This is a genomic window from Bacillus sp. TCT6, assembly GCF_056033845.1.
This window is the reverse complement of record NZ_JBVYHX010000001.1, coordinates 3,671,245-3,685,329: the sequence shown is the minus strand read 5'-3', so window position 1 is coordinate 3,685,329 and position 14,085 is coordinate 3,671,245. Positions and strand designations below refer to the sequence as shown.

Annotated in this window: 18 protein-coding genes; 13 read left to right on the top strand and 5 right to left on the bottom strand. The window is 35.1% G+C overall.

Annotated features, from left to right (window positions below):
• The first annotated feature begins 20 nt into the window (after nt 1-20).
• Nucleotides 21-509 carry a DUF3993 domain-containing protein gene (locus AC0ONG_RS18645; protein ID WP_001233816.1) on the top strand — a complete coding sequence of 163 codons (489 nt, stop codon included), beginning with the start codon at nt 21-23 and terminating at the stop codon, nt 507-509.
• A 124-nt stretch (nt 510-633) separates the two neighbouring features.
• Here the strand turns inward: AC0ONG_RS18645 and AC0ONG_RS18640 are convergent, their stop codons facing one another.
• On the bottom strand, nt 634-870 hold the full coding sequence (locus AC0ONG_RS18640) for a glutaredoxin family protein (protein ID WP_000717872.1): 237 nt from the start codon (nt 868-870) through the stop codon (nt 634-636).
• A gap of 233 nt (nt 871-1,103) precedes the next feature.
• Between AC0ONG_RS18640 and AC0ONG_RS18635 the strand changes: the two genes are divergently transcribed.
• The 10 genes from AC0ONG_RS18635 to AC0ONG_RS18590 all read left to right on the top strand — a co-directional run bounded on the left by AC0ONG_RS18635 (nt 1,104) and on the right by AC0ONG_RS18590 (nt 8,134).
• Nucleotides 1,104-1,340 (top strand): YkuJ family protein, encoded by a 237-nt coding sequence (locus AC0ONG_RS18635; RefSeq protein WP_000055151.1) that lies wholly within the window; start codon nt 1,104-1,106, stop codon nt 1,338-1,340.
• 241 nt (nt 1,341-1,581) lie between these two features.
• Complete coding sequence (locus AC0ONG_RS18630; protein WP_000400650.1) at nt 1,582-1,731, top strand: hypothetical protein; 150 nt, start codon at nt 1,582-1,584, stop codon at nt 1,729-1,731.
• 74 nt (nt 1,732-1,805) lie between these two features.
• Nucleotides 1,806-2,324 (top strand): ribonuclease H-like YkuK family protein, encoded by a 519-nt coding sequence (locus AC0ONG_RS18625; RefSeq protein ID WP_000348492.1) that lies wholly within the window; start codon nt 1,806-1,808, stop codon nt 2,322-2,324.
• 119 nt (nt 2,325-2,443) lie between these two features.
• The gene (gene abbA / locus AC0ONG_RS18620; protein ID WP_001188692.1) at nt 2,444-2,635 is read left to right on the top strand and encodes an antirepressor AbbA; all 192 of its coding nucleotides are present in this window, start codon (nt 2,444-2,446) and stop codon (nt 2,633-2,635) included.
• 168 nt (nt 2,636-2,803) lie between these two features.
• Nucleotides 2,804-3,247, top strand: coding sequence for a cyclic-di-AMP-binding protein CbpB (cbpB, locus tag AC0ONG_RS18615; protein WP_000623573.1), 444 nt, complete (start codon nt 2,804-2,806; stop codon nt 3,245-3,247).
• 152 nt (nt 3,248-3,399) lie between these two features.
• Nucleotides 3,400-4,284 carry a LysR family transcriptional regulator gene (locus AC0ONG_RS18610; RefSeq protein ID WP_003261853.1) on the top strand — a complete coding sequence of 295 codons (885 nt, stop codon included), beginning with the start codon at nt 3,400-3,402 and terminating at the stop codon, nt 4,282-4,284.
• Between the two features lie 71 nt (nt 4,285-4,355).
• Complete coding sequence (dapD, locus tag AC0ONG_RS18605; RefSeq protein ID WP_000783240.1) at nt 4,356-5,078, top strand: 2,3,4,5-tetrahydropyridine-2,6-dicarboxylate N-acetyltransferase; 723 nt, start codon at nt 4,356-4,358, stop codon at nt 5,076-5,078.
• Between the two features lie 63 nt (nt 5,079-5,141).
• Entirely contained in the window at nt 5,142-6,272 is a 1,131-nt protein-coding gene (locus AC0ONG_RS18600; protein ID WP_000218671.1) for an N-acetyldiaminopimelate deacetylase, read from the top strand.
• Between the two features lie 247 nt (nt 6,273-6,519).
• Nucleotides 6,520-7,386 (top strand): hypothetical protein, encoded by an 867-nt coding sequence (locus AC0ONG_RS18595; protein WP_001167320.1) that lies wholly within the window; start codon nt 6,520-6,522, stop codon nt 7,384-7,386.
• 82 nt (nt 7,387-7,468) lie between these two features.
• Complete coding sequence (locus tag AC0ONG_RS18590; RefSeq protein ID WP_000504032.1) at nt 7,469-8,134, top strand: potassium channel family protein; 666 nt, start codon at nt 7,469-7,471, stop codon at nt 8,132-8,134.
• A gap of 38 nt (nt 8,135-8,172) precedes the next feature.
• Here the strand turns inward: AC0ONG_RS18590 and rnjA are convergent, their stop codons facing one another.
• Nucleotides 8,173-9,840 carry a ribonuclease J1 gene (gene rnjA, locus AC0ONG_RS18585; RefSeq protein WP_000670375.1) on the bottom strand — a complete coding sequence of 556 codons (1,668 nt, stop codon included), beginning with the start codon at nt 9,838-9,840 and terminating at the stop codon, nt 8,173-8,175.
• Between the two features lie 4 nt (nt 9,841-9,844).
• Nucleotides 9,845-10,057: a DNA-dependent RNA polymerase subunit epsilon gene (locus AC0ONG_RS18580; protein ID WP_000576435.1), complete on the bottom strand. Its 213-nt coding sequence runs from the start codon at nt 10,055-10,057 to the stop codon at nt 9,845-9,847.
• Between the two features lie 547 nt (nt 10,058-10,604).
• Here AC0ONG_RS18580 and AC0ONG_RS18575 point away from each other — a divergent pair.
• Nucleotides 10,605-11,378: a Cof-type HAD-IIB family hydrolase gene (locus AC0ONG_RS18575; RefSeq protein ID WP_000998269.1), complete on the top strand. Its 774-nt coding sequence runs from the start codon at nt 10,605-10,607 to the stop codon at nt 11,376-11,378.
• A gap of 204 nt (nt 11,379-11,582) precedes the next feature.
• Here the strand turns inward: AC0ONG_RS18575 and def are convergent, their stop codons facing one another.
• Nucleotides 11,583-12,137, bottom strand: coding sequence for a peptide deformylase (gene def / locus AC0ONG_RS18570; RefSeq protein ID WP_000957043.1), 555 nt, complete (start codon nt 12,135-12,137; stop codon nt 11,583-11,585).
• Between the two features lie 168 nt (nt 12,138-12,305).
• A complete protein-coding gene (locus AC0ONG_RS18565; protein ID WP_000274562.1) occupies nt 12,306-12,452 on the bottom strand; it encodes a YjcZ family sporulation protein in 147 nt (48 codons plus the stop codon).
• 514 nt (nt 12,453-12,966) lie between these two features.
• Here AC0ONG_RS18565 and pdhA point away from each other — a divergent pair.
• The gene (gene pdhA, locus AC0ONG_RS18560) at nt 12,967-14,082 is read left to right on the top strand and encodes a pyruvate dehydrogenase E1 component subunit alpha (protein ID WP_000536895.1); all 1,116 of its coding nucleotides are present in this window, start codon (nt 12,967-12,969) and stop codon (nt 14,080-14,082) included.
• Nucleotides 14,083-14,085 lie beyond the last annotated feature (3 nt).

Here is a 14,085-nt window from a genome sequence, read left to right as displayed (position 1 = left end):
TTTAAAAGGAAGGTGAAAAAATGAGGAAATATGGAATATGGCTTGTTCTATTTGTATGTGTTGCCTTTCTAGTTGGTTATAGTGTTACGACTGTTTTAGGGAAAGAGGAAGTGAAAGTTGATCGGAAAGAAGTATTTACAACGATACAAAAAGGCTATGAAACCCAGTTTTCAATTCGTGGGAAGCATTTGCCGATGAATAAGATGATAGAGACGTTATCACCGTATTTTACAGATAATTTCCTTCAAGTGTTTACAGATGAAAATAGCAGAAGTGATAAACAAAGTGGTGAATATTTACTTCCGGCAAAAGAAGCACCGTTTTCTTTTAATTCAGAAACGAAAATATCGTATGATGAAGAACATAAAAATTTATATGTATATGAGCGGACAAAAAGTGGACAATATCAAATTGTAACATTGAAAAGGGATCAAGATAAATGGAAGTTAGCAGGATATCATGAAAGTCAGGAACTCTTAACTGAAATAAAAAGGTTGCAACAATTATAAAGTGAAACTTTTAATCAGTGGGAGGGATTACTAGCCCATCTAACTCCTTTGCTTTAGCTAAATTTTTGGGGTTTTACTACCTACAAATAGCGGGATAAGAATAGGAATAGGTATTTACCTATTCCTATTCTATATTGAGTAGTTTTTGTAACTTTTCAATTTGAAAACCTGCAACTACTTCGCCATCAATTACGACTGTTGGAGTTGAATAAGAATCATAGTCGTTTAAAAGACGATTGCGAGCAGCAGCGTCTTTTTTTACGTCAAATTCTTCATATGCAACGTTATTATGCTTCAAAAATTCTTTAACAATAACACATGGCGGACAATCAGGTTGTGTATAAACCTCAATTTTTTTCATTGTAATTCCTCCTTTTTTCTGTTTTTTATTATATTCTTCCAGTATAAAAACCGCAATAAAGAAGGGGAAATATGTTCTTTCTGTTTTTTCCTTCGCATTTCGATAAATTTTTAGTTGAGTTTCTGGCCAATAACCTTTATCCTAGAGTGTGGAACATTTTTTCTGTTATGACGGATAGAATGAGTATAGCTGTAAAACCTATTGGTAGGAAGATCAGAGAAAGGAGAGATTTCATGTCTCTACTCCAAGGAATTTTAACTCGACTTGTTAGTCTACAAGAACAAGCTGAAAGCGGTGAAGTAGCACAACGCTATTTTGAAGTGAACGGTGAGCGCAAATGTAGCGTGAAATTTTTCGATAAAAGTGAAATGTATGAGTTAGAAGTGTATCAACAAGGTGAAAAACCTCAAGTGTACCAATTCGATAATATCGACATGGTTGCAATTGAGATTTACGATATCATTTCTTGATACATATAAAAAAGGTACTGCCATATGGCAGTACCTTTTTTAGTTCTATTACTTTCCAGCGTAATGTATAGAATTTTTTTATTTTTCCTACAATGGTATTAAAATGAAAATTTAATCTGTGTAAGTTTGCCTATCCATGTGGATAAGTAGTCCCGCCAACCAGATGAATATGTGAAGCTAAACTTCTCACAATTGCTGGGTTCTGCAAATAGTGGGAGAAATATAACTAGGAGGTTATCGTATGGAACATTTACCAGTTGTGATTTGTCCTAATTGTCAAAGCTCTGCTGAGATTACTCATGTATTAACGGCTCAATCTAATCAAAATGTAATTTATACGTGCCAAGTTTGTCACTTTGTAATTCGAAATATTGAAACGAATAAAGGATAGGAAGTTATAATTTTAGTTTTTGTCCCATACAATGAGAATACGAAAAGTCTGTCTAATTGAAAGGACGTGACTCTGTGGACGGTGCACATAAATTTTACAATGTTTCAGAGAGACATTTAAATTTTGATATGGTCTTTAGCCGTATTTGTAGTTTCATTGAAAAGGATCCACGAAATTTATATCGATTATCCATTGGGACAGACTCGCAAGCACATCAAAAGGATACGAGGTTTATTACAGCAATCCATATTCATCGTGTTGGAAAAGGTGCCTGGGGTTGTTTACACCATAGATCAGTAAAAGATAAGCCAGCAACCTTACGTGAGAAAATATATTTAGAAACGCAGTTTAGTCAAGAAATCGCATGTCTATTTACACCTACTCATATACAAACAATATGGGAGTTATTGCATCCTTATGCTCAAGATGGGGCTGGATTCATAATGGAAATTCATTTAGACATTGGGAATGATGGTTTAACAAAGGAATTTATTTTAGATATGACAGAAAAAATTCGAGCGATGGGATTAACTGCAAAAATTAAGCCGGATGCTTATGCGGCGTTTAGCTATGCAAATCGATATACGAAATGACTTTTTGTATGTTTACAATTGCTACATATCTTTTGGTAAAAACTGAATATTACATCTATTAAATAGGTTAAATTTTTTATATAATAAGAGTAACGATGCGATTGTAAGGAGAGGGGTATATGCAAAGGGAAGTTGTTTTAACGAAGGAAGAAGAAAGTTTACTACTAGATATTTTATTTCAGCAAAATTATGCAAGTGAAATTTTAGCTGTGGAACTTACAGATATTGAGAATGGTTTGAAACAGACGGATGTGATGCAATATAAAAAAATCACAAGGTTATTTTACAGATTAAAAAATAAAGGGTATTAAGCGCTACCGGAATGGTAGTCTTTTTTTTGTGCTGTATGCTAAAATAGCTGTGTGATTGTATTTTTATTGAAATAAATTTAGGACAAAATAATAATATGAAAACGCTGTCATAAAATGTGAATAGAGTTATGAACATAAGCAGGAAAAAGGGAAAATGGGGGATGTAATATGATTAGTATTCCGAAAGACGAATTTCAACAAATTCTTGTGAAGGATTTAATGATTTCATCGGAAAAAGTAGCTCATGTCCAAATTGGAAATGGTTTAGAACATGCTTTACTCGTTCTTGTGAAATCTGGATATTCGGCGATACCTGTCTTAGATCCAATGTATAAATTACATGGTTTGATTAGTACTGCCATGATATTAGATGGTATGTTAGGATTAGAGCGTATTGAGTTTGAAAGACTTGATGATATGAAAGTAGAGCAGGTGATGAAGGAAGATATACCTTTTCTTAAATTAGAAGATTCATTTGCAAAAGCTTTAGAAATGACAATTGATCATCCTTTTATTTGTGCTGTTAATGAAGAAGGCTATTTTGAGGGGATTTTAACACGTCGTGCTATTTTAAAATTGTTGAATAAGAAAGTAAGGCAACATAATCGATAACGTGAGAAAAGTGACTTCATAGAAACGAAGAAGTCACTTTTTTTCGTGCATATCACTTGTGTATGTATTATATTTAAAAAGACATAAAACATAAGGAAAGTTTGCGCTGGAAAATTGTATTTTCTGAATGAAAGCTTGTTGAAATAAGGTGTATGGAAGCTAAGGAAAGAGGGAGAAAGTTGCAAATTGATGATTTTCAAATGATGGTTGTGTTAGCTCAGGAATCAAATATGAGAAAAGCGGCGGAACGTTTATTTGTTTCCCAACCTGCGCTGAGTCAACGATTACAATCTATGGAGAAACAATGGGGAATGAAGTTTTTTATTCGCTCACAAAAAGGATTGACAATTACACCTGAAGGGGAAAAAGTTGCAAATTATGCCAAAGAAATGTTGCAAAAGGAAGAGGATATAAAAAGTGAGCTAGCTGTTTTTAGAACGGAAACTCATGGAACGTTAAAAATAGCTGTTGCATCAGTTATTGGTCAATATTGGCTTCCTCCTGTTTTGAAAAAGTTTGTGCATAAATATCCTTCTGTAAAGATATCGCTGTTTACTGGATGGAGTAGTGAAGTGCAAAAGCAGTTTTATGAAGGAGACGTTCATGTTGCTATACTGAGGGGAACACAAGAATATAAAGGTCAAAAGCAAAAATTATTTGAAGATGAACTGTATTTAGTTGATAAAGAAATAAAAGATATTTCGATGCTAAAAGAAACAAATAGGCCGTTCATTCAATTTAAAAGTGACTCGACTTATTATGGACAAATACAAAATTGGTGGTATGGTTTATTTTCTAATCCGCCTAAGCGAACGATTGTAGTTGACCAAATTGAAACATGCAAACAACTTGTTTTAAATGGTATAGGTTATGCCCTTTTACCTTCTACTGTTTTAAAGGAAGTACAGGAAAATATGTATAAAACACCTGTTCAATTGACGAGAGAAACATGGTTGTTAACAAGTGACTCAGCAAGGCAGTTGAAGCAAGTACAAGCATTTTTAGAAATTATAGAAGAAATTCAAAGGGAAAAATAAGATTATTATCTTGCTACTCGCTCTTTCGTTTGGTAGAGTAACATTATAAATGGATTTAGGAGGCAACAAGAATGAAAATGATGGACGCTAACGAAATTATTTCGTTTATTCAAAAAAGTGAAAAGAAAACTCCTGTAAAGGTATACATAAAAGGGGATTTAAAAGAAGTAACATTCCCTGAAACAGTACAAGCATTTGTGAATAAAAAATCAGGTGTATTATTCGGAGAATGGTCTGAAATTAAGATAATTCTTGATGAGAATAATAAGCACATCGTTGACTACGTTGTAGAAAACGATCGTCGTAATTCTGCAATCCCAATGCTTGATTTAAAAGGTATTAAAGCTCGCATCGAGCCCGGTGCTATTATTCGTGACCATGTTGAAATTGGTGACAACGCTGTAATTATGATGAATGCAACAATTAACATTGGTGCTGTAATTGGTGAAGGTTCTATGATCGACATGAACGCAGTACTTGGTGGACGTGCAACAGTCGGTAAAAACTGTCACGTAGGTGCAGGTGCTGTACTTGCAGGTGTTATTGAGCCACCTTCTGCAAAACCAGTTATCGTTGAAGATGATGTAGTAATCGGTGCAAACGTAGTTGTTTTAGAGGGTGTTACAGTAGGTAAAGGTGCAGTTGTAGCAGCGGGAGCTGTTGTAACAGAAGATGTGCCTCCATACACAGTTGTTGCAGGTACTCCAGCACGTGTAATTAAAGAAATTGATGAGAAGACAAAAGCAAAAACAGAAATTAAACAAGAGCTTCGTCAATTAAACCCAGAGAAATAAAAAGAAAAAAAAGCGTAAGAGCGTAAATGGGCTCTTACGCTTTTTATAGATAGAGGTGCAAAAATGACAGTAAGCAAATTTGTCCAAATTCGTAGAGATCTACATAGAATTCCAGAAATCGGATTTAAGGAATGGAAAACACAACAGTATATTTTAGATTATATAGGAACGCTTTCTCATGAATTTGTGGAAGTGAAGACATGGAAAACGGGTGTAATCGTTAAAGTAAATGGAAAAAATCCAGAAAAAATAATAGGTTATCGTGCAGATATAGACGGTTTACCAATTACAGAGGAAACTGGATATGAGTTTGCTTCTATTCATGAAGGAATGATGCATGCATGTGGCCATGATGTACATACAACAATCGGTTTAGGCCTTCTAACGAAAGCTGTGAGCGAAAGAATAGATGATGACCTTGTATTTCTATTCCAGCCAGCAGAAGAAGGACCAGGCGGTGCTCTTCCTATGTTAGAAAGTGAAGAGTTAAAAGAATGGAAACCAAATATAATTCTTGGTCTTCATATTGCACCAGAATACGCTGTAGGGACAATTGCAACGAAAGAAGGACTGTTATTTGCCAATACTTCAGAATTATATATCGATTTAAAAGGGAAAGGTGGCCATGCTGCCTATCCGCATACTGCAAATGATATGATTGTTGCAGCGAGTCATCTTGTTACACAGCTTCAATCCGTTATTAGTCGCAATGTAAATCCTCTTGATAGTGCAGTAATTACAATCGGAAAAATTACAGGTGGTACGGTTCAAAATATTATTGCAGAAAAATCTCGTTTAGAAGGAACGATTCGAACATTATCAGTAGAATCAATGAAGCGTGTGAAAAGCAGAATTGAGGCAATTGTTGCAGGTATCGAAGCTTCTTTCCAGTGTGAGGCGATTATAGATTACGGAGCAATGTATCATCAAGTATATAACCATGAAGAGTTAACGAGAGAGTTTATGCAATTTGTACATAAACAAACAGATATGAATGTTATTACATGTACTGAGGCAATGACAGGTGAAGATTTTGGTTATATGCTTCGAGAAATCCCTGGATTTATGTTTTGGCTTGGAGTAAATTCAGAATATGGTTTACATCATGCGAAATTAAAGCCAGACGAAGAAGTGATTGAAAAGGCAATTACATTTTTAAGCCAATATGTAAAGTGGAAAGGGAATAGAAAATAAAACTTCCGCTTTCTTGAAGTTTCCAAAAAAAATTTTGTTCTGAGGTGTAAGTAACGTTCGTATAGATTGGTTTTAGGCGTTTACATACAAATGAAAGAATAAAGTTAATTGGACTGTTTTAATAATGAGCAGGGGGTTTTTAGCCACTGCTCATTATTAATTATTTGACTAACTTATATATGTTTACTTTTAGTATGAAAAGTGTGTAAAATCAATGTGAAACATAGAAAAAAGGGTGGGGAATTACGTGCAAATTAGCAGTGCGATTTTATGTTTCGTCTTATATGCGTATGTTATTATTGCGGCGGTTTATTTTGGGATAAGTTTTTATGCCTATCGTCTAGTAGATAATAATGAATATGACGAAACATACAAATGGGTGAAGAGATATTTATCACCTGTACTAGAAATTATGAATGGGTTTGTGCTCTTTTTATTTATTGGATTAATTGCTTTCTCAACGAGTTTAGTAGGGAATAAAACTACGTTATTTGTATTGGGTATCATTATTTTTATGCTGTTAGGAATAAGGATTGGTAATACGGTCTTTTGGAATGAAAGAAAAGTAGATGGTTGGACGGGAATGTTAATTCCGTGTATGTTAGCTGCAATCGTGACAAATATAGAACATGAATATTATCAATTACATTTTTGGCTCATTATCGTTTTAACAATTCTTTCTGTTTTGTATATAAGCACAGTAGTACTAACATATATTGCACATGAAAAAGGAGATGTTAAAGGCACTCGTTTCTTTAGAGGACGGGCATTATTTTGGAGTGTGCCGACGATGGCAGTTATCGCGCTTATTGCGATATTAGTAAATGGATATCAATTTTCTAATTGGCAACTATTTTTAGAAAATTGGTGGATCTTTATCTTTTCGTTTATTGCTTTTTTAGGTGCAACGCATTATTTATTTCATCAACATCATTACATATGGGCGTTGTTATTTGCATTCATACAGCTGCTATTTGCCTTTTTTGGTCAAGAAACATTATTATTCGTTTTTGAAACATTTAGTTCGTTTGGAAATATATTTGTATTTGCTATGTTACTTGTTGGTATCGCTTTTTACTTGCAACAATATTTTTATATACAAAAACAAAAATAAGAGCTAATTACAGTTTTTGTGACGCATATAAAGTGTGTTACACTGAAAATAAATAGTACTTGAAGTTATTGGAGGAATTCCTGTGGGTGAGAAAGAAAAAGAGTTTGCTGTCATTGGACTTGGTCGCTTTGGTGGAAGTATTTGCCGAGAACTAGCTCAATTAGGTATGGAAGTAATGGCAATCGATTCAGATGAGGATAAAATTAATGAATTTGCAAATATAGCTTCGCATGCTGTAATTGCAGATTCAACAGATGAGATGGTATTAAAAAGCCTTGGTATTCGAAATTTTGATCACGTAGTCGTTGCTATTGGAGATAATTTAAATTCAAGTATTTTAACGACTTTGATTTTGAAAGAGTTGGGTGTAAAAAATATTACTGTAAAAGCTCAAAATGATTATCATGAAAAAGTGTTAAGTAAAATAGGTGCAGATCATATTGTGCATCCAGAACGTGATATGGGAAAAAGGATTGCTAATAATATTGCATCAAGCAATGTGTTAGATTACCTTGAGCTTTCAGATGAGCATAGTATTGTAGAGATTATTGCGAATAAAAAAATTGATGGGCACTCTTTAATTGAATTAGATATTCGTGCGAAGTTTGGATTGAATATTGTAGCAATTAAACGAGGTAAAGAAGTTATCGTATCCCCTCGGGCTACGGAGAATATTCAAGCAGGAGATATATTAATTGTCATTGGTCATGACGATGAAGTGGATCGATTTAAACACTTTTTAAGATAAGAGAAAAGGACAATGCCTTCATAGCATTGTCCTTTTTCTTATATTTCCATAATGATTGGTAAAATCATTGGACGGCGTTTCGTTTTCTCATATAGGAATGGAGCTAATGTGTCTGTAATTTCATTTTTAATTTCAGACCATTGTGTTGTTTTACGCTCCATTACTTTTTCTAAATGAGTTGTAATTAATGTTTGTGCATCATTGATTAAATCACTGCTTTCACGCATGTAAACGAAACCGCGTGAGATGATATCAGGTCCTGCTGCAACTTTAAATTCTTTCATATCAATGCTTACAACTACAATTACAAGTCCTTCTTCAGAAAGGATACGACGATCTCGTAATACGATATTGCCGATATCTCCAATACCGTTTCCATCAATGTAGACCGAACCAGATGGGATTTTTCCAGCTACGCTAGCTTCATCCGAACGTAAAGCAAGAACATCGCCATTATCCATAATGAAGCAATTTTCTTCAGGGATACCACAATCATTTGCTATGTTCATGTGCATACGCTGCATACGATATTCACCATGAATTGGCATGAAGTACTTCGGTTTAATTAGACGTAACATTAACTTTTGTTCTTCTTGCCCACCGTGTCCACTTGTATGGATATTTGAAAGTTTCCCGTGAATTACATCAGCGCCAGCGCGGTACAACATGTTAATTGTACGACTTACGCTAATTGTATTTCCTGGAATTGGTGAAGAAGAGAAAACAACTGTATCTCCAGGAATAATTTGAATTTGGCGGTGTGTACCGTTTGCAATACGTGAAAGTGCTGCCATCGGTTCACCTTGACTACCTGTACATAAAATAACAACTTTATTAGCTGGTAAGCGGTTTAGTTGAGATGCATCTATGAATGTATCTTTCGGGCAACGAATATAACCAAGGTTTTGTCCGATTTCAATCGCTGCTTCCATACTTCGACCAAACACAGCTACTTTACGGTTGTTTTCAACAGCAGCTTCAATAACTTGTTGTAAGCGGTGAATATTTGATGCAAAGGTTGCGAATATAATCCGTCCGTCTACTTTACGGAAAATGTCTTGAATGCTATCACCAACGCGACGCTCAGACATAGTAAAGTTTGGAACTTCACTGTTCGTACTATCAGATAATAGACATAGCACGCCATCTTTACCGATTTCAGCCATTTTTGTTAAATCAGCTGGTTCACCAACTGGTGTGAAATCAAATTTGAAATCACCTGTATGAACAACTTGACCTTGAGGTGTTTTCACAACAACGCCGTACGAATCTGGAATACTGTGAGTTGTACGGAAGAAGGATACAGACGTTTTTTTGAATTTAATAACGTCATCTTCTTGAATTTCGTAAAGTTTTGCTTTACGAAGTAAGCCGTGTTCTTCTAATTTATTTTTGATGAGTGCAATTGCTAATTTTCCGCCGTAAATCGGAATGTTCACTTGACGTAATAGATAAGGAATTCCGCCGATATGATCTTCGTGACCATGTGTAATGAATAACCCTTTAATTTTATCTTCGTTTCGCACAAAATAAGTGTAGTCTGGTATTACATAATCGATTCCGAGGAGTTCGTCCTCTGGAAATTTAATTCCAGCATCAATTATAATAATTTCATCTTGAAATTGAACAGCGTATGTATTTTTACCGATTTCACCAAGCCCACCGAGAGCAAATACAGCAACTTGGTCGTTTTTTAGAAATTTCATATCGCTATACGATTTCCGCTAATGTTAAATCAGCGTTTTCTTTTTCATATTCAAGATGAGCGCCAGTAACAGACTGAACAAACTCGATATTATATGCGAACTTATTTAATTTTGTACGAACATCTTTTTCAGACGTAGCCTCTAAATATAAAACTTTTGTATTTTCACGTACTGGAACCTCAGTTAATTTTTCTTGATAAAATACTTTAAAAATCATTTGGAAAACCTCTCCTTGTCTATGTTTTGCATTATCTGTTACTTATTATAAAGCAAACAGTCCCGATTTTCATGTTTTTTCGAATGAGAATGAAGAAAAAGCCCGAAATGGGCACAATTTAAGCGATTGTCTTTTTACGGACTAGACCGTTTAAATAACGCTTGAGCTTTTTCTTCAGCTTCTTCAGCATGATTACTCCTTCCTTTCCTTATTTTAAACATGCATATTAATAGTGAAAATTCTATCTCTGATATAAGAGATAGGACAAAAGTGAATGGTGAGTCTTGTCCTCTCCCATACAGTGAAAGTTATTCTATAGTAACGATTAGTAGCCGTTAGTTATAGGTATAGTATGAGGAAGAATGGAAAAGAAAATTCATCCGAACAAGTATCCACATGTTTTACTAATATATATATGCAAAGTTTGTAAATAAGGTCAGAAAGGGAACGCTTTCTTCACAGATGTTTAATATGTTATACTTTTTTTTAGAATTTGAAAAGTGATATTCAAAATAGGAATATAGAGTGCCAGAAAGGATTTTGACAAATGAATGATAAAATTGTTTTTTTTGATATTGATGGAACATTATTAGATCATGATAAAAAAATTCCGCAATCTACACGAGATGCAGTAAAACAGTTACAAGAAAAAGGTGTACATGTAGCAATTGCGACAGGGCGCGCGCCATTTATGTTCGAAGATATTCGCAAGGAACTTGATATACATAATTATGTTAGTTTTAATGGACAATATGTTGTCTTTGAAGATGAGGTAATATTTAATAATCCGTTACATCCAGATGCTTTACATAAGTTTACTCAGTTTGCAAAACAAGAAGGATATCCACTTGTATATCTTGACCATCAAGATATGAGAGCATCAGTGGAATATCATGATTATGTGAAAGAAGGCTTTGGAAGCTTAAACTTTGAGCATCCAGCATATGAGCCTAATTTTTATGAGGAACGTAATATTTATCAAACACTACTTTTTTGTGAAGTAAATGAAGAGGAAAAGTTTATTAATCATTATCCAGATTTTCATTTTATTCGTTGGCATGCATATTCAATGGATATCATTCCGAATGGTGGTTCTAAGGCAAAAGGAATTGAGAAATATATTGAAAAGTTAGGTTTTAATCGTGATCAAGTATATGCATTTGGAGATGGCTTAAATGATTTAGAAATGATCGAAGCCGTTGGCACAGGTATTGTGATGGGAAATGGCCATGAAGACTTGAAAAAACTTGCAAATCATGTGACAAAGGACGTTAGTGAAGACGGTATATATCATGGACTAAAGTGGGCTGGATTGCTGTAAGTGAATATGGAACCCATTTCATAATAAAAAGGCGGAAGATTAACTTCCGCCTTTTTATCACGCTATTTGCCGGGTAGTAAGACCCCCACCTCAAAATTCAGCAAAAGCAAAGAAGTTAGGTGGGGGCCTGCTGCCCGATTGGTGAGGGCTAATAATCAGTGGGGGATGAACAAAACCCCCACTGATTAAAGTTTCACTTTATTATTATCGCTCTAGAGGTTTGGAATCATCAGGAGCGGCAAATGGATTTTCTTTATTAATATGGTCATAGAACATAACGCCATTTAAATGGTCAATCTCGTGCTGGAATACGATTGCTGGTAAACCTTTTAAACGTAATTTTACTTCTTCCCCGTTAATAGAAGTTGCTTTTACTGTAATTCTTGTATAACGAGGAACATAACCAGGTACTTCGCGGTCTACAGATAGACAGCCTTCACCGCCCTGTAAATATGTACGTTCAACAGAATGGCTAATGATTTTTGGATTGAATAATGCATGGCTATATAATGTACCGTCCGCATCGGTTACATGAACTGCAATCATTTTTTTTGAAACACCGATTTGCGGAGCCGCTAATCCGATTCCAGGGCGTAAACTATATTTTTCAGCCATTTCAGGATCTTGGCTATTTATTACAAATTCAATCATTTCTTTTAGGGTAGTTGTATCTTTTTCGCTTGCCGGTAATGAAACATCTTCTGCAACGTTGCGCAAAATAGGATCTCCTTCGCGAATAACATCTTTCATTGTAAGCATATGTAATCTCTCCTTTCCTCTTTAGTCTACCAAAGGAGATGGAAAAAGTCATCGGCAAGAAAGGGAAGGTATTTTGGAAATCGTTCTATTATAGAGTGTTTATGTATGTGATAAACAGAAAAAGACGGCAAAGCCGTCTTTTTCTTTCCATAGTTGTTTCGTTTTACATTAGCGAATGCAAGCAGCACCAACGATAATTAAAAGAATAAACAACACAACGATTAAGGCGAAGCCGCGTCCAGACCCGCCACAAGAACCGCCATAACCGTAGGAAGGATATGAACAAGTTGGATAGCAATATGAGTATCCGTACATGAGATGACCTCCTTTATCATTTCCCGCTAATACTGCGGTTACTATAATGTATGGAAGAGAGGGTAGAAATGTATAGGTATTTACCTAAAAAAGGAAGGATAGTTTGTATATTTTTGTTACGAAGAGAGAAAAACTAAAGAGAATTAAATCGTTTACATATTATTCTAAGAGAAAAAATAAGTGAAAAAGGGAATAATATAACAGTAGGTCAATGCTTACTAATACAGATGTAAAAAATAAAAACACGTTTGTGTAGTAGAAACCTGCATATTATTTATAAAAAAACGTATTCAAAGTAATTGACATCGTAATTAGAATAGTTGTAAACTAAAAAACGTGATCAAGATTGTATTAATATGTTTCTGAAAAAACATTAGTACAGATTGTTAGGTACACAAAATTATTCTCAACCGACAGATAAACATGTTGGTTTACATCGTTGCGCTTTTTAAACTGGAAAATAGCCAGTGAAAGCGTTTCAGAATATGGTTCAAGAGAGGAAGAGGTGAACGGAATGGGTACTAAAACAAAAAAGACCCTATTTAATGTTGATGAGCAAATGAAAGCTATCGCAGCTCAATTTGAAACATTACAAATTTTAAATGAAAACGGTGAAGTTGTGAATGAAGCAGCTATGCCTGAATTATCTGATGATCAATTAAAAGAATTAATGCGTCGTATGGTGTATACTCGCGTATTAGATCAACGTTCTATTTCTTTAAACCGTCAAGGACGTTTAGGTTTCTACGCACCTACAGCTGGACAAGAAGCTTCTCAATTAGCGAGTCATTTCGCACTTGAAGCAGAAGACTTCATCTTACCAGGATACCGTGATGTACCACAATTAGTATGGCACGGACTTCCATTATATCAAGCATTCTTATTCTCTCGTGGACACTTCATGGGTAACCAAATGCCTGAGAATGTAAATGCATTAGCTCCACAAATCATTATCGGTGCGCAAATCATCCAAACTGCTGGTGTTGCGTTAGGTATGAAACTACGTGGTAAAAAATCTGTTGCAATTACTTACACTGGTGACGGTGGTGCTTCACAAGGTGACTTCTACGAAGGTATGAACTTTGCAGGTGCATTCAAAGCTCCAGCAATCTTCGTTGTTCAAAACAACCGTTATGCAATCTCTACTCCAGTAGAAAAGCAATCTGCAGCTAAAACTGTAGCACAAAAAGCAGTAGCAGCAGGTATTTACGGAATTCAAGTAGACGGTATGGATCCATTAGCTGTATACGCAGCAACTGCTTTCGCTCGTGAGCGCGCAGTAAATGGCGAAGGTCCTACTTTAATCGAGACTTTAACATTCCGTTACGGTCCACATACAATGGCTGGTGATGACCCAACTCGTTACCGTACAAAAGATATCGAAAACGAATGGGAACAAAAAGACCCAATCGTACGCTTCCGTAAGTTCTTAGAAGCTAAAGGCCTATGGTCTCAAGAAGTTGAAGAGACAGTAATCGAAGAAGCAAAAGAAGATATCAAACAAGCAATTGCTAAGGCTGACCAAGCTCCAAAACAAAAAGTAACTGATTTAATGGAAATCATGTACGAAAAAATGCCTTACAACTTAGCTGAACAATATGAAATCTACAAAGAAAAGGAGTCGAAGTAAGCC

Bases quoted from the DNA above. Each gene is read 5' to 3' on its own strand.
- AC0ONG_RS18630 (WP_000400650.1), top strand. From the start codon at position 1,582: ATGGAACATTTACCAGTTGTGATTTGTCCTAATTGTCAAAGCTCTGCT.
- abbA (WP_001188692.1), top strand. From the start codon at position 2,444: ATGCAAAGGGAAGTTGTTTTAACGAAGGAAGAAGAAAGTTTACTACTA.
- def (WP_000957043.1), bottom strand. From the start codon at position 12,137: ATGCTTACAATGAAAGATGTTATTCGCGAAGGAGATCCTATTTTGCGC.
- rnjA (WP_000670375.1), bottom strand. From the start codon at position 9,840: ATGAAATTTCTAAAAAACGACCAAGTTGCTGTATTTGCTCTCGGTGGG.
- AC0ONG_RS18645 (WP_001233816.1), top strand. From the start codon at position 21: ATGAGGAAATATGGAATATGGCTTGTTCTATTTGTATGTGTTGCCTTT.
- dapD (WP_000783240.1), top strand. From the start codon at position 4,356: ATGAAAATGATGGACGCTAACGAAATTATTTCGTTTATTCAAAAAAGT.
- AC0ONG_RS18610 (WP_003261853.1), top strand. From the start codon at position 3,400: ATGGAAGCTAAGGAAAGAGGGAGAAAGTTGCAAATTGATGATTTTCAA.
- AC0ONG_RS18600 (WP_000218671.1), top strand. From the start codon at position 5,142: ATGACAGTAAGCAAATTTGTCCAAATTCGTAGAGATCTACATAGAATT.
- AC0ONG_RS18635 (WP_000055151.1), top strand. From the start codon at position 1,104: ATGTCTCTACTCCAAGGAATTTTAACTCGACTTGTTAGTCTACAAGAA.
- AC0ONG_RS18580 (WP_000576435.1), bottom strand. From the start codon at position 10,057: ATGATTTTTAAAGTATTTTATCAAGAAAAATTAACTGAGGTTCCAGTA.
- AC0ONG_RS18565 (WP_000274562.1), bottom strand. From the start codon at position 12,452: ATGTACGGATACTCATATTGCTATCCAACTTGTTCATATCCTTCCTAC.
- AC0ONG_RS18640 (WP_000717872.1), bottom strand. From the start codon at position 870: ATGAAAAAAATTGAGGTTTATACACAACCTGATTGTCCGCCATGTGTT.
- cbpB (WP_000623573.1), top strand. From the start codon at position 2,804: ATGATTAGTATTCCGAAAGACGAATTTCAACAAATTCTTGTGAAGGAT.
- AC0ONG_RS18575 (WP_000998269.1), top strand. From the start codon at position 10,605: ATGAATGATAAAATTGTTTTTTTTGATATTGATGGAACATTATTAGAT.
- pdhA (WP_000536895.1), top strand. From the start codon at position 12,967: ATGGGTACTAAAACAAAAAAGACCCTATTTAATGTTGATGAGCAAATG.